The 26,220-nt window shown below is 36.7% G+C and carries 25 protein-coding genes and 1 other annotated feature; of the genes, 2 read left to right on the forward strand and 23 right to left on the reverse strand.

All coding sequences use genetic code 11. From position 1 onward, the window contains the following. Positions 1-46: 46 nt before the first annotated feature. The 7 genes from rpoD to recO form a co-directional block, all read right to left on the reverse strand. On the reverse strand, positions 47-1,171 hold the full coding sequence (gene rpoD, locus HCB38_RS06160) for an RNA polymerase sigma factor RpoD (protein WP_003730430.1): 1,125 nt from the start codon (positions 1,169-1,171) through the stop codon (positions 47-49). 94 nt (positions 1,172-1,265) lie between these two features. Continuing rightward, positions 1,266-3,146: a DNA primase gene (gene dnaG / locus HCB38_RS06165; protein WP_185318792.1), complete on the reverse strand. Its 1,881-nt coding sequence runs from the start codon at positions 3,144-3,146 to the stop codon at positions 1,266-1,268. A gap of 19 nt (positions 3,147-3,165) precedes the next feature. Beyond that, entirely contained in the window at positions 3,166-3,606 is a 441-nt protein-coding gene (locus HCB38_RS06170; protein ID WP_185318793.1) for a YaiI/YqxD family protein, read from the reverse strand. Positions 3,607-3,793: 187 nt separating this feature from the next. Continuing rightward, on the reverse strand, positions 3,794-4,618 hold the full coding sequence (locus HCB38_RS06175) for a pyruvate, water dikinase regulatory protein (protein ID WP_185318794.1): 825 nt from the start codon (positions 4,616-4,618) through the stop codon (positions 3,794-3,796). A 33-nt stretch (positions 4,619-4,651) separates the two neighbouring features. After that, on the reverse strand, positions 4,652-6,718 hold the full coding sequence (gene glyS / locus HCB38_RS06180) for a glycine--tRNA ligase subunit beta (RefSeq protein ID WP_185618951.1): 2,067 nt from the start codon (positions 6,716-6,718) through the stop codon (positions 4,652-4,654). After that, positions 6,711-7,601: a glycine--tRNA ligase subunit alpha gene (gene glyQ, locus HCB38_RS06185; RefSeq protein ID WP_185318796.1), complete on the reverse strand. Its 891-nt coding sequence runs from the start codon at positions 7,599-7,601 to the stop codon at positions 6,711-6,713. The genes glyS and glyQ overlap by 8 nt, the downstream gene beginning before the upstream one ends. Before the next feature lie 67 nt (positions 7,602-7,668). After that, positions 7,669-7,842, reverse strand: a binding site (T-box leader). A 40-nt stretch (positions 7,843-7,882) separates the two neighbouring features. After that, on the reverse strand, positions 7,883-8,650 hold the full coding sequence (gene recO / locus HCB38_RS06190; RefSeq protein WP_185318797.1) for a DNA repair protein RecO: 768 nt from the start codon (positions 8,648-8,650) through the stop codon (positions 7,883-7,885). Between the two features lie 136 nt (positions 8,651-8,786). On the opposite strand from recO, the gene HCB38_RS06195 reads away from it, so the two are divergent. Next, positions 8,787-9,404, forward strand: a complete 618-nt coding sequence (locus HCB38_RS06195; protein ID WP_185637841.1) for a DUF4352 domain-containing protein — start codon at positions 8,787-8,789, stop codon at positions 9,402-9,404. Between the two features lie 48 nt (positions 9,405-9,452). Here HCB38_RS06195 and era read toward each other — a convergent pair whose 3' ends face one another. The 16 genes from era to lepA all read right to left on the reverse strand — a co-directional run bounded on the left by era (position 9,453) and on the right by lepA (position 25,665). Continuing rightward, positions 9,453-10,358: a GTPase Era gene (era, locus tag HCB38_RS06200; RefSeq protein WP_185618949.1), complete on the reverse strand. Its 906-nt coding sequence runs from the start codon at positions 10,356-10,358 to the stop codon at positions 9,453-9,455. Continuing rightward, a complete protein-coding gene (locus HCB38_RS06205) occupies positions 10,355-10,750 on the reverse strand; it encodes a cytidine deaminase (RefSeq protein WP_160465781.1) in 396 nt (131 codons plus the stop codon). The genes era and HCB38_RS06205 overlap by 4 nt, the downstream gene beginning before the upstream one ends. 24 nt (positions 10,751-10,774) lie before the next feature. Continuing rightward, positions 10,775-11,170, reverse strand: a complete 396-nt coding sequence (locus HCB38_RS06210; RefSeq protein WP_003771868.1) for a diacylglycerol kinase family protein — start codon at positions 11,168-11,170, stop codon at positions 10,775-10,777. Continuing rightward, positions 11,148-11,633 carry an rRNA maturation RNase YbeY gene (gene ybeY, locus HCB38_RS06215; protein ID WP_185318800.1) on the reverse strand — a complete coding sequence of 162 codons (486 nt, stop codon included), beginning with the start codon at positions 11,631-11,633 and terminating at the stop codon, positions 11,148-11,150. The genes HCB38_RS06210 and ybeY overlap by 23 nt, the downstream gene beginning before the upstream one ends. Before the next feature lie 16 nt (positions 11,634-11,649). Further along, a complete protein-coding gene (locus HCB38_RS06220; RefSeq protein ID WP_185318801.1) occupies positions 11,650-13,806 on the reverse strand; it encodes an HD family phosphohydrolase in 2,157 nt (718 codons plus the stop codon). A gap of 15 nt (positions 13,807-13,821) precedes the next feature. Next, entirely contained in the window at positions 13,822-14,781 is a 960-nt protein-coding gene (locus HCB38_RS06225) for a PhoH family protein (protein WP_185318802.1), read from the reverse strand. Between the two features lie 187 nt (positions 14,782-14,968). Beyond that, a complete protein-coding gene (locus HCB38_RS06230) occupies positions 14,969-15,415 on the reverse strand; it encodes a GatB/YqeY domain-containing protein (protein WP_003736634.1) in 447 nt (148 codons plus the stop codon). A 19-nt stretch (positions 15,416-15,434) separates the two neighbouring features. Continuing rightward, positions 15,435-15,608, reverse strand: coding sequence for a 30S ribosomal protein S21 (gene rpsU, locus HCB38_RS06235; RefSeq protein WP_003719762.1), 174 nt, complete (start codon positions 15,606-15,608; stop codon positions 15,435-15,437). 197 nt (positions 15,609-15,805) lie between these two features. Then, on the reverse strand, positions 15,806-16,573 hold the full coding sequence (locus tag HCB38_RS06240; RefSeq protein ID WP_185637843.1) for a 16S rRNA (uracil(1498)-N(3))-methyltransferase: 768 nt from the start codon (positions 16,571-16,573) through the stop codon (positions 15,806-15,808). Continuing rightward, positions 16,574-17,518: a 50S ribosomal protein L11 methyltransferase gene (prmA, locus tag HCB38_RS06245; protein ID WP_185618941.1), complete on the reverse strand. Its 945-nt coding sequence runs from the start codon at positions 17,516-17,518 to the stop codon at positions 16,574-16,576. 72 nt (positions 17,519-17,590) lie between these two features. After that, positions 17,591-18,724: a molecular chaperone DnaJ gene (gene dnaJ / locus HCB38_RS06250; protein ID WP_185318805.1), complete on the reverse strand. Its 1,134-nt coding sequence runs from the start codon at positions 18,722-18,724 to the stop codon at positions 17,591-17,593. A 142-nt stretch (positions 18,725-18,866) separates the two neighbouring features. Further along, complete coding sequence (gene dnaK / locus HCB38_RS06255) at positions 18,867-20,708, reverse strand: molecular chaperone DnaK (protein ID WP_185318806.1); 1,842 nt, start codon at positions 20,706-20,708, stop codon at positions 18,867-18,869. Between the two features lie 33 nt (positions 20,709-20,741). Further along, complete coding sequence (gene grpE, locus HCB38_RS06260) at positions 20,742-21,317, reverse strand: nucleotide exchange factor GrpE (RefSeq protein WP_033533023.1); 576 nt, start codon at positions 21,315-21,317, stop codon at positions 20,742-20,744. A 41-nt stretch (positions 21,318-21,358) separates the two neighbouring features. After that, a complete protein-coding gene (hrcA, locus tag HCB38_RS06265; protein WP_185318807.1) occupies positions 21,359-22,396 on the reverse strand; it encodes a heat-inducible transcriptional repressor HrcA in 1,038 nt (345 codons plus the stop codon). 146 nt (positions 22,397-22,542) lie between these two features. Continuing rightward, positions 22,543-23,700, reverse strand: coding sequence for a radical SAM family heme chaperone HemW (gene hemW / locus HCB38_RS06270; RefSeq protein WP_185618936.1), 1,158 nt, complete (start codon positions 23,698-23,700; stop codon positions 22,543-22,545). 138 nt (positions 23,701-23,838) lie between these two features. Further along, positions 23,839-25,665: a translation elongation factor 4 gene (lepA, locus tag HCB38_RS06275; protein WP_185318809.1), complete on the reverse strand. Its 1,827-nt coding sequence runs from the start codon at positions 25,663-25,665 to the stop codon at positions 23,839-23,841. A gap of 244 nt (positions 25,666-25,909) precedes the next feature. Here lepA and rpsT point away from each other — a divergent pair, with 244 nt between their 5' ends. After that, positions 25,910-26,164 (forward strand): 30S ribosomal protein S20, encoded by a 255-nt coding sequence (gene rpsT / locus HCB38_RS06280; RefSeq protein WP_185637846.1) that lies wholly within the window; start codon positions 25,910-25,912, stop codon positions 26,162-26,164. Positions 26,165-26,220: the final 56 nt, after the last annotated feature.

Below are 26,220 nucleotides of genomic sequence, written 5' to 3' on the forward strand. Positions count from 1 at the left end.
TTAAAAAGGCAGGAGAACGTTTTGTCCTCCTGCCCGGTTCGTGCAATTATTCCAGGAAGTCTTTTAATTGTTTGCTGCGGCTCGGATGACGTAATTTACGTAAAGCTTTTGCTTCGATTTGACGAATCCGTTCACGAGTTACACCAAACACACGACCAACTTCTTCTAAAGTGCGCGTACGACCATCGTCTAGACCAAAACGTAAGCGAAGTACATTTTCTTCCCGGTCTGTTAATGTATCAAGCACATCTTCAAGTTGTTCTTTTAGTAATTCATAAGCTGCATGATCGGACGGTGAAGTCGCATCTTGGTCTTCGATAAAATCACCAAGGTGTGAATCGTCTTCTTCGCCGATTGGTGTTTCAAGTGAAACTGGTTCTTGAGCGATTTTTAGAATTTCCCGAACTTTTTCAGTTGGTAAGTCCATTTCTTCTCCAATTTCTTCTGGTGAAGGATCACGCCCTAAATCTTGTAATAAGGAGCGTTGCACACGAATTAGTTTGTTAATTGTTTCGACCATGTGAACAGGAATACGGATGGTTCTTGCTTGGTCCGCAATCGCACGGGTTATTGCTTGACGAATCCACCATGTTGCATAGGTACTGAATTTAAATCCTTTGTTAAAGTCGAATTTTTCAACGGCTTTCATTAGTCCCATGTTGCCTTCTTGAATTAAATCCAGGAATAACATACCTCGACCGACATAACGTTTTGCAATACTTACTACAAGTCGTAAGTTGGCTTCTGCAAGACGTCCTTTCGCTTCAATATCACCAGCTTCAATGCGTTTCGCTAAAGCAATTTCTTCATCGGCAGTAAGTAAGTCTACGCGACCAATTTCTTTTAGATACATGCGCACAGGGTCATTAATTTTAACACCTGGTGGCACACTCATATCTGTTAAATCAAAGGATTCGGTTTCTTCTTTTACAAGTTCTGTTTCATCTGGATCCTCGTCGTCTGCATCGTCAGAAACTTCAATGCCCGCTTCACCGACATGTTCTAAATACTCATCCATTTGATCGGAATCTAAAGTAAATGGAGCTAATCTGGCAGCGATTTTTGCATAAGTTAAAATCCCCTTTTTCTTACCTTCTTCTATCAGGGCTTCTTTTACTTGCTCAACATTTAGTTCAGCAACTGGTTTTGTGTTTTGTGTTTTATCACTCATAACTGCCTGTATTCCTCCTTCCAAAATGCCGCTAACCTTATTAAAAGGCTTCTCTTAGGTAATAATACCATCATTTAGCGGTTTTAAAACGTTATTAATCCAATTGGCCGCTGTTTAACTTACGGTTAAGCTGGACGATTTCAAGCATCACGCGAACTTCATTTTCTTTGTCGTTTTCGCGAATCAAAGCCGCTAGTTGTTGCTCAAGTTCTTTCTTTGTTTGTTCTAATTTAAAACGTTTGAGGCTTTTAATGTAGTCTTCAAACTGTGTTTTACCTTGTTCATCTGGACTAATAATCATCTCAAGGCTACTGATAAGTCCTTTCATTGTAGGGTCAGAAATACTATCCATGAATTTCGTTGGATCCGCATCATTACCCTCTGCAAAGTATCCGATTAGATAGGTATAAAGCGCTTTGTAGTTATCATGGTAAAACGTAGTGTCGCCAAGAAGTTGCTTAATTAAAAGAAAATTATCTCGGCTCTCCATCATAGCTTTCATGAGTTGCTGCTCTGAAATCGTATGCGCAGATAACTTTTGTATTGGCTGCTCAAAGGAAAAGAGCATTTCTGAATCTTCTTGCGGAATCATCCCCATAAAAGAATCATCTATCAGCGGTTCATTATAGCTTTGATTTTGTCGCTCTTTTTGTGTATTTTTCAGCGATTGTTGCAATTGTTGTTTTAATGTTTCTATAGTTAATTCAAATTCATCTGCTAGTTGTTTTAAGTATAATTCTCGTTCAACAGCTTGATCAAGCTTAGCAATTTCACGTAAACAGTCATCGATATAAGCGATTTGATCTGTCTCATTTTGCAAATTGCGTTCTTTGCGTAAATAGTTGATTTTAAAAGCTGTCCAAGTCATTCGTTGCTGTTTGTAGATTTCTTTGAATTTATCTGCACCACTTGCTCTAATGAAGTCATCTGGATCTTTTCCTGCTGGGAGTTGTAACACAAAAACATCTAAACGATTTCGTTCAACTAGAAGTGTACCGGCTTTATAGGCTGCTTCAATTCCTGCTCGGTCACCATCATAACAAATAATCGCCCGATTAGTAAGCCGTTTGATTAAATCGGCATGCTCTTCTGTTAGGCTTGTTCCCATTGAAGCAACAGTATTTTGAACGCCGGCTTCTTCTGCAGAAATTACATCCATAAAGCCTTCCATAAGCGTGATTTCTTCTTGCTTTCTAATAGCCTGCCTTGCCTCTGAAAAATGAAATAAAGTTCTTCTTTTATTAAAAATAGGTGTTTCAGGACTATTTAAATATTTCGGGCCATCTTCTCGGTCAAATAAACGGCCAGAAAAAGCAATAATTTGACCGCGATCATTCGTAATTGGAAACATAATTCTATTACGAAACCGGTCAACCATTTGCCCATCATCACGTTCAGATAAAAGCCCAGCCATTCCAGCTAGTTGCAAATCCATCCCTCTTTTTTCTAGGAAAGAAGTGATGGTTGCGTGATGGTTTGGTGCAAATCCAATTTGAAAGGATGTCATCATTTGTTCAGACATACCTCGCTCCTTTAAGTACGTGAGAGCAGCTGCCCCTTCTTCTGTTTCCATCAAAATATAATGGTAAAGCTTGGCTGTAATCTGATGCATTTCAACCATTCTAGCAGTTTCAGAAGTTTCTCTCGGCAAACTACTTGTATCACGCTCTTCTGGAAGTTCAATATCGACGTCTAAATGACTCATATCCGCGACTTTTTTGACCGATTCCACAAATGTGAGCCCATCATGTTCCATTAGAAATGAAAAGACATTTCCTCCCTTACCGCAACCAAAACAATGGAAAATTTGTTTTTCTGGTGATACAGAGAAGGAAGGCGTTTTTTCACCGTGGAATGGACATAAGCCAGAATAGTTACGACCTTGTTTTTTTAATTGGACATAATTACCAATAATATCTACTATATCCGCTTGATTCCGGACTTGATCGATTACTTCTTCAGGAATCCGCGCCATCTTGACAGTCAACTCCTATTTACTTATTTTTGAAAAATGTAGTCATCCGGTCTTTGAAAAGCACACGATCTTGATCGGTCATTGCTTTAGGACCTTTGCTATATTTGCCTTGTTGCCTTTCCTTGGCATGTCTATAGCGAATATCTAACATTAATGACATTTCTTCTTCTCGGTAAAGTTCGCCCCGATTCGAAAAGACATATGTGCCTTTTGCAAGTAGAATACTAGCAAGGCCAATATCTTGCGTTATGATAATATCACCTTTATTTGCTAAATTCATCATTCGCATATCCGCTGATTCTTTTCCAGTATCCACAAAAATCCAATTCTCTCCATTTGTATTGATAGAGTAATGGTTAAAAGAAGCCACAAAAATAACGTCTAACTGAAATTGCTCTGCGACTTGCTTTATTTCTGCTTTTACTGGACAAGCATCGGCATCAACTAAAATTTTTGGCACATATTCCATCCTCTCTTAAAATCTATGAAGACATGTTAAAAAACGAGTTTTTAACCCGTTTTTTTTATATTATTCGTAGATTCAGCTTTTTTACATGCGAATTTAGATTATACGAGAAGTAACTAACTTTTACAAGTAGTTTTTCCCGTATAATATATATATTCGCCATAAAAAGCAAAAGTCCTTCTTATAATTCTAAATTTTCATCAACAATTTCACCAATGTGGATTAAAATCTCGTTTGCAGTCTCTTCAATGGCTTTATTAGTCACATCTAACACGAAACAATTTAATTTACTAGCTAGTTTAGTAAAAATCGCTAATTCCTCATCAATTCGTTGATTACTTGCATAAGTACCAGCGCCAGGTAAACCAATCGAAATTAAACGCTCTTGTCTAATTTTCGTTAATTTTTGTTTACTAATTTTTAGACCAATTATTTTTTTAGGGTCAATTTCAAAAAGTTCATCTGGGATTTGTGCTTCTGGAACGATTGGGATATTGACAATTTTTAATCCTTTAAGTGCCAGATATTGTGATAATGGAGTTTTTGAGGTTCTGGAAATACCAATTAATACATAATCCGCTTGCAAAATGCCTCTTGGATTACGACCATCATCATTCTCTACAGCAAATTCGATTGCTGCTACTTTATTGAAATAAGCTTCATCCATCGAACGAACTCGGCCAGGTTCAGAAAGTGGTTTAATTTTGTAAGTTTCTTCTAACTGATTTAAAAGCGGACCAAATAAGTCAATAATCGGTACGCCGAAAGCTTGAGCTGTTTTATTTAGCTCTTCTCGAACACTCTCTAGTACAATCGTATGCACGATTATTCCATTATTTACGGCCACTAAGTCAACAATCTCTTCAATCATGTGAGAAGAGTCAACATGGTGAAAACGATGAATAAACTTCGGTGTTTGACCAAATTGACTAAGTGCTGCTCTTGTCACGAGTTCGGCCGTTTCTCCTGTTGAATCCGAAACCACGTATACGGCTGGTTGAGTCATACATACTTCCTCCTCTTTGCTCAAATTTTACTTTTATTTTACATTAATTTCATCCATTTGAGCAAATTCTTTAATAAAGCTGGCAAGTTCGAATAGAAGTGCTAGACGATTATTTTTTAATTCATCATTATCGGTCATAACTAACGTATTATCGAAATAAGCATCAATTGTTGTACGTAAATCCGCAAAAGCTTTGAGTCTGTCAACAATTTTTAAACCAGCAAAATCAAATTTCAGTTTTTCTAACTTATTGAAAAGTGCTTGTTCGTATTCATTTTCAAACAAGTTTGGATCTACTTCTACACCATCTTCATATTTTTTAGAAATATTAACTACTCTTGTTAAAGCTTCGATGGTTGGGCGGAACCACTCTGCGTCCGCATGCTTATTCAATATTTGAGCACGATCAATCAATTGAGGGATCATATTAGGATCGCCGCCGATCACAGCATCAATAATATCATGGCGAATATGATGGCCTTGTAAAATAACACGTAAACGATTTTTCAAGAAAGTCTGCACTTCTTTTATTACATCTGAACTTGGTAATTCTGTAGCTCCTTCTGCACGTTCCATATCCACAATACGAGAAACCACTTCAAGCATTGGAATGTCCCAACCATTTGCTTGGATAATACGCACCGCCCCAAAAGCACTACGGCGTAAACCAAATGGATCAGCAGAACCTGTTGGTGCAATATTTACACAGAAAAAGCCAATTAATGTTTCTAATTTATCTGCAATAGCAATAAGTGAACCTAAGTCCGTTTGTGGTAAATCGCCTTCTGCAGAAGTTGGTAAATAATGTTCACGAATAGCAGTTGCAATCGCTGGTTTTTCACCTTGTAATAACGCGTATTTTTCACCCATTAAACCTTGTAATTCAGGAAATTCACCAACTATGTTTGTCACTAAATCAAACTTATAGATATTGGTTAAGCGGATGATATCTTGTTTATCTTCTTCTTGCCAATCCAGATAGTCAGCAAGCATTAATGCTACTTTTTGAACACGTTTCATTTTTTCTGTTAGTGTGCCCAATTTTTCGTGGAAAACAATATTTTGGAGTTTAGCCACTGCTTCGTCAATCGTCATTTTTAAATCTTCTTGATAGAAGAAATCCGCATCAGACAAACGAGCGCGCAACACTTTTTCGTTTCCTCGGGCTACTGTGTCAAGGTTTTCATGATTCCCATTACGTACTGTAACAAAATGAGGTAAGAGCTCGTCTTCTTGGCTAAATACAGGGAAATAACGTTGATGTTCTTTCATTGTGGTGATTAACACTTCTTCCGGTAGCTCTAAATATTCTTTTTCAAAATTACCAGATAAAACCGTTGGGTATTCGACGAGGTTGGTTACTTCCTCTAACAAGTCATCGTCCTCTTTAATTTGCCAATTTTCCATAGATTCTATTTCGCGTAATTGTTCGACGATGGCTTGTTTACGTTCTTTAGCATTAACGACTACAAATTGTTCTAGTAATGCATTTGGATAGTCACTAGGTTTTTTAATTGTAGCTGTCTTTCCTAAGAAACGGTGACCACGAGATGTGTTGCTCGTTTCAACTCCAGTAATCTCAAAAGGAATGATTTCTTCACCGAACATAGCAATCAACCATTTAATCGGGCGAATGTATCGTAAATCATTACTGCCCCAGTGCATACTTACAGGGAAAGTCATGCTAGTTACTACTTTTTCTAAGCTTGGTAGTAAGTTGCTTGTTTTTTCACCGATTACTTCTTTTTTAATATAGATATATTCAACGCCTTTAATATCTCGGAAAGTAAGATCAGCTGGGTCTACTTTTTGGCTTTTTGCAAAACCTAGTGCAGCTTTTGACCAGTTGCCATCTTCGTCTAATGCAATTTTTTTCGCCGGACCTTTTGCTTCTTCTACACGGTTTGCTTGTTCTTCTGCCATTTTTTCAACAAGAACAGTTAAGCGTCTTGGTGTCGAATAGGTTTTAATTTCGCCAAATTCGATTTTATTTTCCATTAGCCAGTCCGTTACACGTTTTTCCAATTGTAAAACAGAGCTAGTCACATATTGTGCTGGCATTTCTTCTAAACCAATTTCTAATAAAAAGTCTTTACTCATGACGTTTTCCTCCCTCTTCTTTGACTAATGGGAAGCCAAGTTTTTCTCGTGATTCATAAAAAGTTTTGGCGATTCGTCTGGCTAGATTTCTAATTCGACCAATATACTGCGCACGTTCGGTAACCGAAACTACCCCACGAGCATCTAGAAGGTTAAAGGTATGCGAACATTTTAATACATAGTCATACGCTGGGAAAACTAATCCTTCCTGCATTTGACGAGCTGCTTCTCTTTCATATGTGTCAAAAAGAGTTAACAACATATCTGTATTAGAAGTTTCAAAGGCGTAAGTGGAGTTTTCGTATTCTGCTTGAAAGAAAATATCACGGTAACTAATGCCTTCTGTCCATTCTAAATCAAATACATTTTCTTTATCTTGAATATAACTTGCTAAACGTTCCACACCATAAGTAATTTCGGATGTAACTGGGAAGCATTCCAAACCACCTACTTGTTGGAAATAAGTGAATTGAGTAATTTCCATTCCATCTAACCACACTTCCCATCCAAGGCCTGCGCATCCTAAAGAAGGATTTTCCCAATTATCTTCTACAAAACGGATATCATGTTCTAATGGATTGATACCTAATTTTTCTAAAGAACCTAAGTAAAGCTCTTGAATATTGTCAGGAGAAGGCTTCATCACTACTTGAAATTGGTGATGTTGGAATAATCTGTTTGGATTTTCTCCGTAACGACCATCTGCTGGACGACGCGACGGCTCTACGTAACCTGCTTTCCATGGTTCTGGACCAATTGCTTTTAAGAAAGTATAAGGGCTCATTGTGCCAGCACCTTTTTCCACATCATACGATTGCAACATAATACAACCTTGTTCGGACCAATAATCTTGTAATGTTCTAATCATTGTTTGTAAATTCATTGCTTCCACCTCCAAAGATAATTCAGCCAATATAAAAACTCTCGTCCCTATATGCTGATTTAAAGCATATAGGGACGAGAGTTAGCTCGCGGTTCCACCCTATTTGGAATTGAAATAATTCCCACCTTGATTTCGCTGTACTCCAGAACGCCTTCACAAAAAGTTAGATATCCGGCTCTCACCACACCCGAACTCGCTAAAAATAGAGCTTTTTGTTACTATTTTCCTTCAATGTACCTATTAGTTGATATATTACAAGATACTGTATTTTTGTAAAAAAGTCAATCGTCACTATCTTTTTTTAACATATTTTCCCATTTATCCATATCGCGCAAAAATTTCCTACTTTTTAAATATAATCCAGAATATTCATCGTAGTAAGTGTCAATAGCTTTTTGTAACCATTCTTTTGTTTCTTGTTTTACATCAATATTGCCTAATCGATCTAATTGGAATATAAAAAATAGCCGCAAAAGTTTTACTACGTTTTCCGGTAAATGCATCCGGTAATGGTCTTTATCAAAGCAGCGATGGCAAATAATTCCGTTGCTCCTTGTTGAAAAATCAAAATGTCCTGTTGTCTCTCCGCAAATAGCACATTTATCCATCATTGGGTAAAGTCCTAAAACAGGTAGCATTTTCATTTCGTAAATTTGTGTTAGAATTTGTGGATCATATCCTTCATCAATATCACGTAAAACTTGAAAAGTTAGCTCATATAGATATGGATTGGGTTGACGTTCTTCTGTTGCCTTATCCAATAACTCACATACATATGTGGCATAAGCCGTCATAAAAATGTCTTGTTGGATGGAAGAAAAATTTTCGATAACTTCTCCTTGTTGAAGTGTCCCAAGCCCATTCCCTCCAAAAAAAGTGAAGTAACCATTTGTAAATAATTGTGTAACAGCTGCTAATCTACTTTTGGTTTTCTTTGCACCCCGAGCAACCACACCAATTTTTCCAAATTCTCGCGTATACATGCGGACTATTTTATCTGATTCACGATAACTCGTCTGCCGTATCACGATTCCTTCGCATTTCTCCATGTGGCACCCTCCTTTTTGATTCTTTTTATTATAACATTTTCTAATGGATTATGTCTTTTTATATTTTTTGCTATCTTTCCACGACTTGCTATTGTAAAATAGAGAAAAAGGCAGGAAAGAAAGGATTTTTAATTCTATGGGTATGTTACTTATATTGTTAATCAGCTTATTTATACTCACATTCATAGGTGTAGTTGTAGGAATTATTTTGCTAATTGTTAGAAAAGAAAGATGGGCTGGTATTATTGTTACTGGATTATCATTTGGGATTGGATTTTACGTATTGTTAGCAGGGTTAAACGTAACAACTGTTAGCTTACTTCAAGGCTTTAATAACCCATTTTCTTTTTATAGTAATAGTGGAACAGATGTTTATTCTAATGACTATGCAGAAAACTACGATGAAGATTTTTATAATGATTATACGGATGTAGATTATGGCGAGTCCGTTGTTTTAGAAAATGATAGTACTATAACTGTTTATAAACCTGAAGTGTCTCAAAAGAAAGATGGTTACGATGTTTATCAAGTAAAAGTAAAATATGAAAACACAGGGGTAGATCCTACACCATTTTATTCGGAGAACATCTCTCTTTACGATGATGCAGCGGAAGACTATGGCCAACAAATTACAGAAGATGGTTTCTCTGGAGATGTTCAGCCAGGCGAAACAAAAGAATTAACGCTTTACTATGAAGTATATAATTTTGGTCCTTATAGTATAGAGTATGACAATTACAGTTGGACTGAATAAAAAGCATCTAGTATACACAATTAAATTGTGTGTACTAGATGCTTTTTATTAATATTCTTCGCGATCAAAACCATAATCATGTAAATAATGCTCTTTATCTCGCCAATTTTTTTGAACTTTCACCCAGATTTCTAGAAACACTTTAGAACCGAGCAAACTTTCAATTTCTTTTCTAGCACGCATTCCTATTTGCTTCAGCATTTGGCCTTGTTTACCAATAATAATCCCTTTTTGGGTGCTTCTTTCCACGATAATAGTTGCATTAATGGTTAATTTCTCCGTTTTAGGATTTTTTTCAATTCCTTCAATAACTACAGCAACAGAATGCGGTACTTCTTCACGTGTTAATTGCAAAACTTGCTCACGAATCAATTCAGAAATAATAAAACGTTCTGGATGATCTGTAATTTGATCTTTTGGATAATACATAGGACCAATTTCAAGGTTATTATTTGTTTGTTCTAATAGATTAGGCACATTATTTCCTTCAAGCGCGGAAATTGGAATTATTTCTTCAAAATCCATAAGTTCTCGGTACTGTTCAATAAGTTTGATTAAATCCTCAGGGGAAATTAAGTCGATTTTATTAATTAGAAGAAACACAGGGGTTTGAACATTTTTAAGTTTTTCAATGATAAATTCATCCCCGCGACCAAAACCAGTGGATGCATCGATAACAAAATAAATCAAATCAACTTCTTGAAAAGTGTTTAATGCAATCTTTACCATAAAGTCGCCTAATTTATGTTTGGGTTTATGTATTCCTGGTGTATCGATAAAAATAATTTGTGATTCGTCTGTTGTATACACGCCTTGCACTTTATTTCTAGTTGTTTGCGCTTTATCACTCATAATAGCAATTTTTTGGCCAATAATATGATTTAATAAAGTTGATTTCCCAACATTCGGTCGCCCAACTATAGCGACAAATCCTGATTTAAATGGTTCACTCATAACATATCCTCCGATGTGAATGCGCCTGGTAAAAGATCTTTCACTGTTACCGTCGCTGTTTTTCCTGTTAAGTTTGTTAAAATTACTGGCATATCTGGCGCACAAAATTCACTAATTACTTGTCTACATGCCCCGCAAGGCGATACTGGTCCATCTGTATCTGCTACTACAACTAATTGTTTAAAATCTCTTTTCCCTTCTGATACAGCTTTGAAAATCGCTGTCCGTTCAGCACAATTTGTTAAGCCGAAAGAAGCATTTTCGATGTTACAACCTAATACGACTTCATCATCTTTCGTTACAAGAGCTGCTCCAACTGGAAATTTCGAGTAAGGAACATACGCAAACTCTCTTGCTTGTTTTGCCAGTGAGATAAAATTATTTTCTTTCATTTACCAAGTCACAATCCCTTCTTTTTATAAAAACATCTGACAAAAGTATGGTATAAATATAATTAGTCCGATAAAACTCGCTACAATAGCTGCGAGTAAAACTGCACCAGCAGCAACATCTTTTGCTTTTTTCGCTTCATCAATGTATTGCTCTGTTGCTACATCCACGGCTCTTTCAATCGCTGTATTAACCATTTCTAATGTTAATACACCAAAAATAGATAGAATTAATAAAATCCATTCAGATCTAGTCACATGAAAGAAAAAGCCACAAATAACTACCGCAAGTGCCGCAAATGTATGAAACCTCATATTTCGTTCTTCTAAAAAAGCAGTTTTTAGCCCGGTAAAAGCGTGCTGAAAGGACTCTGCATAGTTTTTACTACGTTTATACTTTCTATCTTTCGAGTCCATAAGCATCCAACACTTCTTTTTGTAAGCCAAACATTATTTTTTCCTCGTCAGGCTCCATATGATCATAACCAAGCAAATGCAGTAATCCGTGAACTGCTAGAAAACCTAATTCTCTTGCTTTCGTATGTCCGTAATCTTTTGCTTGTTCTTCTGCTTTTTCAGTAGAAATGATAATATCCCCGAGCATTCGTGGAGTCTCGCCCTCTAAATCTCCCCACTCAATTTCTGTTTCGCCATCGCCCATTTCCTCGAGAGCAAAGGAAATAACATCTGTTGCTTGATCTTTATTACGATATTCTCGATTTATTTCTCTAATGCCTTCATTTGTTGTAAAAGTTAGGGAGAGTTCTGTGCCTTCCTCAATTTTTAAATAACTTGCTGCAAATTGTAAAATGTTTTCAACCAGTTGTTTATCTTCATCCGGTAATTTATTTGTTTCATCCAACAAGTCTATTTCTAAGACCGTCATTTTATGTCCTCCTATTTCAATCTTTGTCATCAGGATATTGAATTCGTTGATGATATATTCCGTTCAATGTGGCAATTAAAGTGTCGCGAATGATTTTAATTTCTTTGATGGTAATATCGCATTCAGTAAATTGCCCATCTAGGAAACGATCTTTAATAATTCCGTCGATAATTTCTGTTATTTTGGCCATTGTGGGTTCTGAGGAAGATCGAACAGCCGCTTCCACACTATCAGAAATATTGATTATCGCAATTTCTCTTGTTTGCGGTTTTGGTCCACTGTAACGGAAATCTGCTTCTTTTACATCCGGGTTTGTTTCCTTAGCTTTATAATAAAAGTATTTAAGCAACGTTGTCCCGTGATGTTGTAAAGCAATATCAATAATCGGTTGAGGCATATGATTTTCTTTTAATATTTCCGCCCCATCTTTAGTGTGCGAAAGAATTATATCACGACTTTGCTCTGGTGTCAGCCTATCATGCGGATTAATTCCTTGAAGTTGATTCTCCACAAAATAGGGCGGGCGTAATGTTTTACCAATATCGTGATAAAAACAACCCACGCGAACAAGTAAGCTATTTGCTCCAATTTTATCTGCACATGCTTCAGCTAAGTTTGCAACCATCATACTATGATGATAAGTTCCTGGAGCTTTCATTAGTATTTTTTTGAGTAGAGGATGATTCGGATTGGCTAGCTCTACTAATCTGCTCGTAGTTAGTAATCCAAAAATAGTTTCAAAGAGTGGAATAACTCCAACCCCAAGAATAAATGCACCAAATCCCCCTAAAAAGGCATAACCAATTGCCATCAAAGTAGACACTTGAAGTAGCGTACTATTATTAACTAACAATAAAATAAAGACATATGCCATATTGATTAGACCAACCATAAAGCCTGAAAACATGATGGCAGAACGTCTACTATAATCCCGTAAAGCAACTATACTCGTAATACCACTTAATAAGATAAAAATCGTAATTCCACTAGTTGAATCATTTTGAAACGCAAATAAGCTAGTTACAGCAATATATAGAACACTTAAAAAAGCATATTTCTCATTAAGTAAGATTTTAAGTATCATCGGCGCAAATGCTGCTGGGAATAAAAAGGCGATATTAGATATATTTTGATTTTCTAAAAATAAAATAATCAGTAGCATGAATAAAGAAACGACATATACAGACGAAAAAATAAGCATCGTTTGCATCTTTTTTGTTTTTGAAGTAGTTTGTTTTTTCGTATATAGGAATAAAATAGCTGCAAGTGCAATAATAAAAATGGCAAAGCCAGCATATTGTTTGACTGGCATTTTTTGATCTAATAAATGCAACATATTTAATTGCCGATACGTTTCCCGGTCTACAATTTGCCCTTCTTGTACAATTACTTGACCTTGTAGAATTTTTACAGGAACAACAGACTGAGCTGCTTCTTTACGCCGTTCATCAGTTTGTTCTTCATTATAAATTTCATTTGGGACAATCGCGTATGAGACAAGTACTTTTGATACGTTTTTATAATAAGAAGATATGGCGGACAATTCGATGTCATCACGTGCCCTTATTTTGGCGGCATTAAGATTTTCATCACGAATTTTATTTTCCATTGTTTTGGCTACTTCAGTGGTAATAACGTCTTCCATTACATTAAAATCTTTGCTATCAGCCTCAATTAAAGTAGTGAAAACTTCATCTGATATATTCGAAGTGATTTTTTCGGATACATTACTTGATAATTTGCTTTTCAAGTTTTTTAATTTAGTTTCTGTTGTAGTTGGTGCTGGGGCTGGTTCTTTATCTTTTGCTGCTTTTTCTTTATTTTTCTTATCGTTTTCTTCTGCTTCAGAATTCACTTCAATTACATAAGCGAAAAGACTTTGAATTAATGCTACTCGATTTTGTCCTGTTTCACGGTTGTAAACATACACATCTTCTACAGCATTACTTGCCTTAGTCCGTTCTTCTTTTGTTTTCTCCGTATCTTCAACAGTCTGTGGTGATCGAATCGTTTTTTCAGCTACTTGAAATAGCTTTACATTATACGATTCCGGCTTTGTCATTTGGCAGACAAGCAAGTAAGCTACGACAGCAAAACAAATAAGGAGAAGTGGGAAAAGGTATTTTTTTCCACTTTCGATGTACCAATCTCTCCATTTCTTGGCTAGCTTCACATCTTTGTCTCCTTTCTAATTTTGTTTCCCTTCATATGCTTTAATAATTTCAGCTACTAAAGGATGTCTGACTACATCATGGTGTTCAAAGTAAACAAAACCAATATCTTTGACGTCTTTTAATACTTGTTCTGCATTAACAAGGCCACTCGTTGCACCTTTTGGTAAATCAATTTGTGTCATATCACCATTTACAATCATTTTAGAATCATAGCCCAGACGTGTTAAAAACATTTTCATTTGGGCAATAGTAGTATTTTGAGCTTCATCCAAGATAACAAAAGCATGATCAAGGGTACGTCCCCTCATATAAGCGAGGGGGGCTATCTCAATAACACCACGGTCCATTAATCTTGTTGTATGCTCTGTTCCAAAAATATCATATAGCGCGTCATACACGGGGCGTAAATAAGGATCCACTTTTTCTTTTAGGTCTCCTGGTAAAAAACCTAAGCTTTCGCCTGCTTCAACGGCCGGCCTAGTTAAAATAATTTTGCTAACTTTACCTTTTTTCCAAGCGTCTACTGCCATTACGACCGCAAGATAGGTTTTCCCTGTTCCTGCTGGGCCAACACCAAAAACAATATCATGTTTTTTTATCATTTGAATATAAGTTCTTTGTCCAAATGTCTTAGGTCGGATAGGCGTTCCTTTGGCATTTTTAGTGATTTCTTCTTCAAAAAGTGTGTGGAAATATATGAGTGTCCCATTTCTTTGCATTTTTACAGCTTGAGCTATATCTCGGCCATCAATATGGATGCCTCGCTTAACTGTTAAGATTAGTTCATTTAAAACAGCAATAGTATGCTGGACAGCTTCTTCTTCTCCTGTGATAGAGAGTTCTTCTCCACGAGTAATAATTTTTACTTGAAGCAATTCTTCTACAAGTTCGATATTCTTATTATTATTGCCGAATAAATCTTGAATATTTGTGTCTTCGGATAATTCGACTACTTCATTAAATTCATTTAGCATTGGCTAACCCCTTCACCTGTTATAAGTGCTTTAATTAGTTATATTATACACGAAATTTCCTTGCTTGAAAAACGAAGCGATAAGAAGCTTTAATTTCTACTTGAAGTATGTATAAAAAAACAGGATTTCCTTCATAAAATATGAAGAAATCCTGTTTTTAATGTTTTCAAAACTAGTTTGAATTAGTTTATGAAAGATATTTTTTTACGAATTGGTTAACGGCACCACCATCAGCTTTGCCTTTTACTTTAGGCATAATAGCGGACATTACTTTGCCGAAATCAGCTTTACTAGATGCGCCAACTTCTTCGATAGTTGCTTTCACAATATTCTCAAGCTCTTCAGGAGTCAATTGTTTTGGCGCGTAGTCCTCCACAATGACAATCTCGGAACGGACTTTATCAGAAAGGTCGCTACGTCCAGCTTTATCAAACTCTGCAAGAGAATCTCTGCGTTGTTTGAGTTCGCGGGAAATCACGGTTACTTCATCATCCGGAGTAAGATCTTTCACACCTTGGTGAATTGCTTCGTTTTGTAAAGCTGCTTTTAACATACGAATAACGGAAAGTTTTTCTTTCTCTTTATCGCGCATCGCTTGTTTCATATCTTCATTTAACTTGTCAAGCAGTGTCAACGAAATCATCGCCTTTTAATTAGAATTTGCGTTTTCTTGCTGCTTCGGATTTTTTCTTACGTTTTACGCTTGGTTTTTCATAAAATTCGCGCTTTCTGGATTCTTGCAAAGTTCCACTTTTGGAAACAGTACGTTTAAAGCGACGAAGAGCATCTTCAAGCGATTCGTTTTTACGAACTACTGTTTTTGACATCTCTCTTTCCCTCCCTCCGGCACTTACATGCACTCACTTAAATCCTTCATTTAAGTTCCAGAATAGGACATAACGGAAAATAAATTATGAATTATTCTGAAGTAATGCAGATAAGCATTCACTCATTAAAAATTATATACGAAACATCGGGCATCGTCAACATGAAATCGTTAACTTTCGGATAAAACTTTGAAATGTTAGCTTTTTTTATTTTTGTAAAGGTCAAAATAGAATGAAGCTGCGGATAAAACATAGAGCGGAGCAGTTTCTGTTCTTAAAATTCTCGGGCCGAGTCCTGCGAGTTTTGCATTTACTTCTTGAAGTTGCATTAGCTCTTTTTCGCTAATGCCTCCCTCAGGTCCAAAAATACATAAAACAGACTGTCCTGGCTTCATGATTTGGAATAAGCCTACAAGCGCGCTGTCCTCGCCTTCTCTGGCACTCTCTTCATATGCTGCGATAACAAAGTCATAATGAACGTGGTCAAACATTAACTCTTTGAAACTAGCTGCATAATGAACTTCTGGAATGATTGTCCGGTGCGATTGTTCAGCAGCTTCTTGCGCAATTTTTTGAAGTCGCTCGATTTTTTTGATGACTTTCTTGTCATCCCATTTCACCACAGATCGTTCTGCTTTATAAGGAATAAATTTGTGTGCGCCTAGTTCTGTACTTTTTTGAATGATGAGTTCTAGTTTGTCACCTTTTGGTAGACCACTTGCGATGGTAATTTCTATAGGCAATTCGGTATCTTCTTCTAGCCATTTCACTAAATTTAAAAATACTTCATCATCGTTTATAGCTTTAATAGCGGCAATACATGTTTTTTTGCTAGGAAAAACAATGAAAACTTGGTCGGATTCTTTCATTCGCATAACACGAGTAATATGATGAAAGTTTTCTCCAGTAATGGATAGTGGATCGTTATCATTCTCTAGCTCATTTGTTACAAAATAACGTTGCATTTATTCCACTCCTCGTTTGGAAATAATCGCAACCCAGTCCCCTTGTTGCTCGATTTTTTCAATAACAAGCCCAGCCTTTTTAAGTGCTTCCTCGACTACTTTCGCTTTGTCTTCAATAATCCCGGAAGCAATGAAAATTCCACCCGGTTTAAGCGTCGCATAAACATCCTCAGGGAAAAGTAAAATAACTTCTGCTAAAATGTTCGCAACAACAATATCCACGTTTTGTTTATTAATATCTTGAAGTAAGTTATTTTGTTTTACAGTAATAATATGGTCTGTTTTATTTAATTTAATATTTTCTTCTGCTGCACGAGTGGCGATTTCATCAAGGTCAGTTGCTAAAATAGATTTTGCGCCTAATTTAGCACTGGCAATACTTAAGACCCCTGAACCAGTCCCAACATCAATTACTTCATCTCCTGGTTGTAAATAATCGCTCAGTGCACGTATACATAGTTGCGTTGTCGGATGTGTACCAGTCCCAAAAGCCATCCCTGGGTCTAACTCAATGATTATTTCGTTAGCGGACGGTGTATACGATTCCCAACTCGGTACAATTGTAATTCGGTCAGTAATTTGAACTGGATGATAATATTTCTTCCACGCAGTAGCCCACTCCTCGTCATCTACATCATTAACAACAAATTGAAACTTACCAAGCGGAATATCAAAAGTAGTGAGGTTTTTCAATGTTTGTTCGATTTCTGGAATTTGCTTTACAAATTCTGTTGTCTTTAAAAAGTAAGCTTTAATGATAACACCGTCTTCTGGATAATCTTCTCGTCTAAGTGCATAAATTTCACCGAATTTATCTTCTCGTTCCCGTAAAAAATCAGCAATATCTTCAATTGACACTCCTGCTGCACCAAATTCTGTCAAAACATTAGCTACTGGCTCTACAGCTTCATTTGTTGTATGGACTTCTACTTCTGACCATTCCATTTTTCAACACTCCTTTAGTATGTAGAAAAGGTCGATGGTTGCTTCTCACACAACTATCGACCTCTACGTTCATCAATCGCCTTTAAAAGCTCGTTTCATTTTGTCAAAAAATCCGGATGTTTGTTCATCTACTTTGTCTCCTGTAGTTGAAGCAAATTCTCGTAAGATTTCTTTTTGTTTATCATCAAGTTTTTTCGGAACAATTACTTTGACGATTACATGTTGGTCGCCTGTTCCATTTCCTCGTAGATGAGGCACACCTTTACCTCGTAAGCGGAAAGTGGTTCCTGTTTGAGTACCACTAGGGATTTTCAAGCGAACTTTACCGTGTACAGTTGGTACATCAATTTCGTCGCCTAATGTAGCTTGGACGAAAGTAATGGGAACTTCTACATAAATATCGTCTGCTTCACGTTCAAAAAACTCATCTGGAATAACAACAAACACGACATATAAATCGCCATTAGGTCCGCCATTTATACCCGCTTCCCCTTCACCAGATACACGCATTTGTTGTCCGTCGTTCACACCAGCTGGAACTTTCACTTTGATTTTTTTCGTTTTAGTTACACGGCCTTTACCGTGACAAGTTGGGCATTTTTCTTTGATTTCTTTACCAGTACCATTACAGTATTGACATGTCCGCTTGTTAACTACACGACCAAATGGGGTATTTTGTTCCACGTTAATGGAACCTTTACCACCACAATGGCTACATTTTTCAGGTGTTGTCCCAGGTTTTGCGCCGGAACCGTGACATGTATCACAGTTTTCTTCACGAGGAATTTCGATTTCTGCATCCTTACCGAAAATAGCTTCTTTGAATTTAAGGCGCATTGTATATTGTAAATCGCTACCTTGTCTTGGGGCATTTGGATCTTGTTGACGTCCACCGCCACCAAAGAATGTGTCAAAGATATCTTCAAATCCAGAGAATCCTCCTCCGCCAAAGCCGCCACCTGCACCACCTCCGCCGAAGCCTTGGTTTGGATCTACGTGTCCATATTGATCATATTGCGCACGTTTTTGTGGATCACTTAATGCTTCATAAGCCTCTGATATTTCTTTGAATTTTTCATCAGCGCCTGCTTCTTTATTTATGTCCGGATGATACTGTTTGGACAGTTTCCGGTAAGCTTTTTTTATTTCGTCCGCTGAGGCGCTTTTGGAAACACCAAGCACTTCATAGTAATCTCGTTTTGCCATCCGCCATCACTCCTGTCCATGATATATTTTTATAGTCCTAACGTATTGTAACATTTGAAAGAGATGTTGTAAAAACTTTATTTCAGATAAAAAGCCAAAGCCACAGTAGACTTTGACTCATTATCCTTACCTTTAAAAAAGATTATTTGCTTTCTTTGTCGTCGTCATTTACTTCTTCAAATTCAGCGTCTACTACGTCATCATTTTGAGGAGCTTCTTGACCTTCTGCGCCACCAGCTGCTTGTTGTTCTGCTGCAGCTTGTTCATATAATTTAACAGATAGGTTTTGAACGATTTCGTTTAAGCTTTCTGTTTTTTCTTTAATTGCATCAAAATCTTCACCTTTAAGCGCTTCTTGTAGTTCATCGCGAGCCGCTTCTGCTTTTTTCACTTCTTCTTCGTCTACTTTGCCTTCTAATTCTTTCAATGTTTTATCTACAGTGAATACTAATTGATCTGCATTGTTGCGAAGTTCAGCGTTTTCTTTGTTCTTTTTATCTTCTTCAGCATTAGCCTCAGCATCTTGAACCATTTTTTCAATTTCTTCGTCTGTTAAACCTGAAGAAGATTTAATAACGATATTTTGTTCTTTACCAGTTCCAAGATCTTTTGCACGAACTGTTACGATACCATTTTTATCGATATCAAAGGATACTTCGATTTGAGGAATTCCACGTGGAGCTGCTGGAATGTCTGCTAATTGGAAACGACCTAATGTTTTATTATCTTTTGCCATTGGGCGTTCACCTTGAAGAACATGAATATCTACGGCTGGTTGGTTATCAGCTGCTGTAGAGAAAGTTTGTGATTTAGATGTTGGGATAGTTGTATTACGTTCGATAAGCGTAGTCATAACGCCACCCATTGTTTCAATACCAAGGGATAATGGAGTTACGTCAAGTAGTACAACGTCTTTTACATCACCAGTGATTACGCCACCTTGAATTGCAGCACCCATTGCTACAACTTCATCTGGGTTTACACCTTTATGAGGTTCTTTGCCTAATTCTTTTTTAATTGTTTCTTGAACTGCAGGAATACGAGTAGATCCACCAACTAAAATTACTTGGTCAATATCACTTGCAGAAAGGTTCGCATCTTTTAATGCTTGACGAGTTGGCGCAATAGTACGTTCAACTAAGTCATGTGTTAGTTCATCAAATTTAGCACGAGTAAGGGTTACTTCTAAGTGAAGTGGACCAGCTTCTCCAGCTGTGATAAATGGTAAGGAGATTTGTGTGCTTGTTACGCCAGAAAGATCTTTTTTCGCTTTTTCAGCTGCATCTTTCAAACGTTGAAGCGCCATTTTATCCTGACTTAAGTCAATACCATTGTCTTTTTTGAATTCTGCTACTAGATAGTCGATGATTTTTTTATCGAAGTCATCTCCACCTAATTCGTTGTCACCTGCAGTAGAATGTACTTCGAATACGCCGTCACCTAATTCAAGGATAGACACGTCAAAAGTACCACCACCAAGGTCAAATACTAGGATTGTTTGGTCTGTTTCTGTTTTATCCATACCATAAGCAAGAGCTGCTGCTGTTGGTTCGTTAATAATACGTTCTACTTCAAGACCAGCGATTTTACCAGCATCTTTTGTTGCTTGACGTTGTGCATCGTTGAAGTAAGCTGGAACTGTAATAACAGCTTTATCTACAGTTTCACCAAGGTAGTCTTCTGCATAACTTTTTAGGTATTGCAAAATGATTGCACTGATTTCTTGTGGTGAGTAGTCTTTTCCTTCGATTGTTTCTTTATAGTTAGTACCCATGTGGCGTTTAATAGAACTAATTGTATTTGGGTTTGTAATAGCAGCACGTTTCGCTACTTCACCAACTTGGCGTTCGCCATTTTTGAAACCAACTACAGAAGGTGTTGTACGTGCGCCTTCTGGGTTAGGGATAATTTTAGCTTCTCCGCCTTCTAATACTGCTACTGCAGAGTTTGTTGTTCCTAAGTCAATTCCGATAATTTTGCTCATTGTTATTTCCTCCTGTTATTCAGTAATTATTTTTTATTGATTCACTTTTACCATAGATGGGCGAATAACCCGGTCTTTTAATTTATAACCTTTTTGAAGTTCAGCAGTGATTTCATTGCTACCTGCATTTTCATCACTATCCTGCATAACGGCTTGATGAAAGTTCGGGTCAAATTGTTCGCCGACAGCCGGAATTACCTCAATACCTTCTTTTTCAAAAGCAACAAGAATTTGGTTGTATACCATTTCCATTCCTTTTAGAATTTGTTTCACTTCTTCTTGATCAGAAGTCGTTGCAAGAGCTTTTTCAAAACTATCTAGTGCAGGAAGTAAATCTTGCGCTAGGCTTTGTGAACGGTACTTTTGGCTAGCATCGCGGTCTGCAATATGTCTTTTTTTGACATTTTCAAAATCCGCTTGCATGCGAAGATAACGATTTTCCACTTCATCTAGTTTGTTTTCAAGCTCTAAAATTTTGGCTTGTTCTTCTGTTAAAGTTTCTTCTGTCGCTTCTTCTTCCACTGTTTCTTCTGATTCATCTAAACTATTTAATTCTTCTTGTTCGATTTCCTCAGCTAGTTTTTCTTTTTTGTTCTTTTTCTCAGACACTGTAGCCACCTCCTGAAAAAACTTATGCTTTTTCAGCCTTCCTAATTTTGGTTATCACGATAAAGTTTGGTTAACACATCGGTTAAATCTCGACTCATTACATCAACTAAGCCCATCATTCTGCTATATTCCATTCTTGTTGGACCTAGGAGCACAATACCACCAACACGTTCGCCAGCAATATTGTATGTTGCTGTAATGATACTACAATCTTCCATTAGACTATTATTGTTTTCACGGCCAATTTTAACTTGTAGGCCATCGGGAATATCCCTAAACAATTCATATACATCTTGTTCTTCTTCCATCAAATGGAGCATCTCACGGACTTTATTAATATCATGAAATTCTGGTTGATTTAAGATATTCGTTTTTCCGCCAAAATACACTTTTTGCTGGCTGGCCTGGGCAAAAGAATCAGAAAAGACATGCATAAAGCTTTCATAGTTTCTAACATGCTTTCCAAGTAGTTCTTTTACTTCCATTGGTATTTGTACTTTTAAATCATCCAGTGAAAGCCCAACTAACCGTTCGTTTAAGATGTTGACCATTCGCTCAATATCAGAAAGCGTTGTGCCCTCGGGTATCGTCACAAGATGGTTATCAACATGCCCTTGATCGGTAATTAAAATGAGCATTGCTTGAAAATTATTTATTGGTACAAATCTAAAGCCGCTTAAATGATTTTTCGTTGCTTCAGGACCAAGTAAGATGGAAGTGTAATTGGTTAGATCGGATAACATTAATGCTGAATTTTGAATAAGTCCTTCCATTTCATAATAATTCTCTGAAAAGAAAGAACGAATCATTTGTCTGTCAAATTTATCTAGCTTTTTAGGCTGGAGTAAATAATCGACATAGAAGCGATAACCTTTCTCTGATGGAACTCGTCCCGATGAAGAATGCGTCTTTTCAATAAAGCCATATTCCTCAAGGACGCCCATTTCGTTACGGATTGTCGCAGAACTATAAGGCAAACCTTTTTCTTTCAGCAAATTTTTTGATCCAACCGGCTGAATAGTCCAAGTGAAATGATCGATGATGGCACGGAAAATCAAAAGTTGTCTTTCTGTTAACATAGCAATCACCTCTTTTAGCACTCAATAACGTCAAGTGCTAAATACAAGTATAAATTTACCAAACAATTCCCCCTTAGTCAACCGAAAACACTCGATTTCAGACTAAAGTAGGATTGTTTGGTCAAAAAAGGTCAAATGATGCGCTTTTAGAGAAATTCTTGAAAAACATTATTCCCTAAAAATCTTCCGCTTCTTGTAAGTGCCACATTTTCTTTGTTATTTTCAAGCCAGCCTTTTGCGGTAGTTTTTTGAATAGCATGGGCAAAAGTCGTATCTAAATCTTGACCGAATTTTTGCTTGAAGTGAATTTTATTAACTCCATCTATTTTTCTAAGACCTAAAAACATTTCTTCTTCCATTTTCTCTTTTAGTGAAAGTTCTTTTTGTTGGAATGTGGGAAGTTTATTTTCTTGTAATGGTTCCATATATTTTTTTATTGGACCGAAATTGCTATAACGGGTGTTGCCGACATATCCGTGTGCCCCGGCGCCAAACCCGTAATAATGCTCATTGCTCCAGTAAGTAATATTGTGTTTACTTTGAAAACCTTCTTTCGCGAAATTACTAATCTCATATTGTTTACGACCGTGTTTTTCCATTTCTATTAGTAATAAATCATACATATTTGCTTCGGCATCTTGGCCTGGAAGAAATAGTTTTCCTTTTTGCATAAGGTTGTAAAAAATCGTTTTTGGTTCAATAATTAGCGAGTATGCTGAATAGTGAGGTAAGTCTAAATCAAGTGCTTGTTTTAAAGTGTCTTTAAAGTCAGCCTCGGTTTGACCTGGCAAGCTAAAAATCAAATCAATACTTACGTTTTCAAAACCAACTTTGCGCATGTTTTCAACAGACTGGTATACATCTTTCACGGTATGAATGCGACCAATTTTTTTGAGAAGCTCGTTATTGAAACTTTGAACACCCATACTAATACGATTAACACCATGATCTTGCATTGCTTGTAATTTAGATAAGGAGAGGTCTCCTGGATTTGCTTCAAAGGAAAACTCTATTTCGTTCTTGAGTGGTAATATTTCTTGGATAGCTGTGCAAAGTCTTGCAATTTGCGCTTCATTTAAGGTTGTAGGTGTTCCGCCGCCCACAAAAACCGTGTCAACAGGCGCGATAGGACCTTTTGCAGCAGTCATTTCCATTTCTTTTATTAGTAAATCTACGTATTCATCGACTGGTTGCCCTTCTAAGAATACTTTATTAAAATCACAGTAATAGCAAATGTGTTCACAAAACGGGATATGGATATATATCGCTGAACTCTCATTACTCGATTGGTTCATGTTTTTCAATTTTATCAATTCCTTGTACTTAAATTTGCTTCGTTATCCACAAGTCAGTTTAACATATTTTTTAGTGCTTATGTGGAGGTTTCGCTTTTAACATAAAAAATTGTGCTATGAACATATTCGCTCTTAGCACAATCTTTATTATTTCGATTCATCCATTTTCAAGATAGCCATGAAAGCTTCTTGCGGAACTTCAACTGAACCAATTTGTTTCATTCGTTTTTTACCTTCTTTTTGTTTCTCTAGAAGTTTTCTTTTACGTGATACGTCCCCGCCATAACACTTAGCAAGCACGTTTTTACGTAGCGCTTTAATAGTAGAACGAGAAACGATTTTCGTTGCAATTGCGGCTTGAATTGGTACTTCAAATTGTTGTCTTGGTATGAGTTCTTTTAGTTTCTCCACAATGATTTTCCCACGCTCATAAGCAAAATCACGGTGGACAATAAAGCTAAGTGCATCAACTTTTTCTGCATTTAAAAGAATATCCATTTTCACAAGTTTAGATGCTTTATAGCCAATTAATTCATAATCAAAGGACGCGTAACCTTTTGTAGATGATTTTAATTGGTCGAAGAAGTCGTATACTATTTCAGATAGTGGAATTTCGTACACAATACTAACGCGAATATCATCTAAGTACTCCATTGTAATGAAGTTTCCCCGTTTGTTTTGTGCCAGTTCCATGACAGCTCCAACATAATCATTAGGAACCATGACTGTTGCTTTTACGTACGGCTCTTCCACGCTCTCGATGACACCAGGTTCTGGCATTTCAGCGGGGTTGTCGACAACAATATTGGATCCGTCTGTCAAGTTTACATGGTAAATAACACTTGGAGCTGTAGTAATTAAATCGATATTAAATTCGCGCTCGATTCTTTCTTGTATGATTTCCATGTGTAGTAAACCTAAAAATCCGCAACGGAAACCAAAACCTAATGCTTGAGAGGTTTCAGCTTCAAATTGTAAAGCAGAATCATTAAGCTCTAATTTTTCAAGTGCGTCACGCAAATCGTTATATTTAGAAGAATCAATTGGATAAAGTCCGCAATAAACCATGGGGTTTAATTTGCGGTAGCCATCCAGCGCTTCTTCAGCAGGATTGTTCGCAAGTGTGATTGTATCACCCACCCGAGTATCTCCAACATTTTTGATTGCAGCTGTTAAGTAACCAACGTCACCCACAAGGAGCTCGTCCTGTGGTGTTGCTTTTGGAGAAAAAACACCTACTTCTGTAACTTCAAACTCTTTGCCGTTTGACATCATTTTAATTCTATCACCAGCTTTTACAACTCCGTCTACGATACGAATGTTAGCAATAACGCCACGGTAAGCATCAAAAACAGAGTCGAAAATAAGCGCTTTTAGTGGTTTGTTTACATCACCAGAAGGCTCTGGAACTTTTTCGACGATTTGTTCAAGAATGTCTTCAATACCGATACCAGATTTTGCAGAAGCAAGTACAGCGTCTGATGCATCCAATCCAATAACATCTTCAATTTCGTCCCTAACCCTTTCTGGGTCTGCCGCTGGTAAATCAATTTTATTAATAACAGGTAAAATTTCTAAATCATTATCTAGAGCTAAATAAACGTTTGCCAGTGTTTGCGCTTCGATACCTTGTGCAGCATCTACTACTAAAATAGCACCTTCACATGCGGCTAAACTTCTAGATACTTCATAAGTGAAATCGACGTGTCCAGGTGTATCAATCAAATGAAAGATATACGTTTCTCCGTCTTTTGCTTTATATTTTAATTGTACAGCATTTAATTTTATGGTTATCCCGCGTTCACGTTCTAAATCCATCGAATCTAGTAGCTGATTTTTCATTTCACGATGCGTCAAAGCACCTGTTTGTTCTAAAATCCGATCAGCGAGTGTAGATTTACCATGATCTATGTGCGCGATAATCGAAAAATTTCTAATTTTCTTTTGTCTTGCATTCATTTCTTCTTTGTTCATTTCCCCAGCTCCTGATTAGAACTCATCGCATAAATCCGATGGCAAGCTATCCTTGATTATATCAGTAGAACGCTTAACATTCAATGACTACTTTAGTAATTACGAATAAATTTAAAATAAAATAGAAAGTATTATTGCAATATGGCTGTGATTTCGGTATAATAGCATTTGTTCTGATATAATTTAAAAAGGTATGTTATATGAAATAAATACTACCTCATTAGTTTGGACGGAGGTGAATGGAATGCCAAATATTAAATCTGCAATTAAACGTGTAAAAACTGCTGAAACTCGTAACAACCGTAATGCATCTCAACGTTCTGCAATGCGTACTGCTATCAAAAAATTTGATGAAGCAGCTGCAAACAACGCGGACAACGCGAAAGATCTTTACGTAGAAGCATCGAAAAAATTAGATAGCGCTGTGAGCAAAGGATTGATTCACAAAAACAATGCTGCTCGCAACAAATCTCGCTTAGCTGCTAAATTAGCTAAATAATACCGAAGCCGGTATAAAACATCACACCTTGTGTGGTGTTTTTTGTTTTTTAAAAT

Origin of the sequence: Listeria farberi, from assembly GCF_014229295.1 — a bacterium.
Lineage (GTDB): Bacteria > Bacillota > Bacilli > Lactobacillales > Listeriaceae > Listeria > Listeria farberi.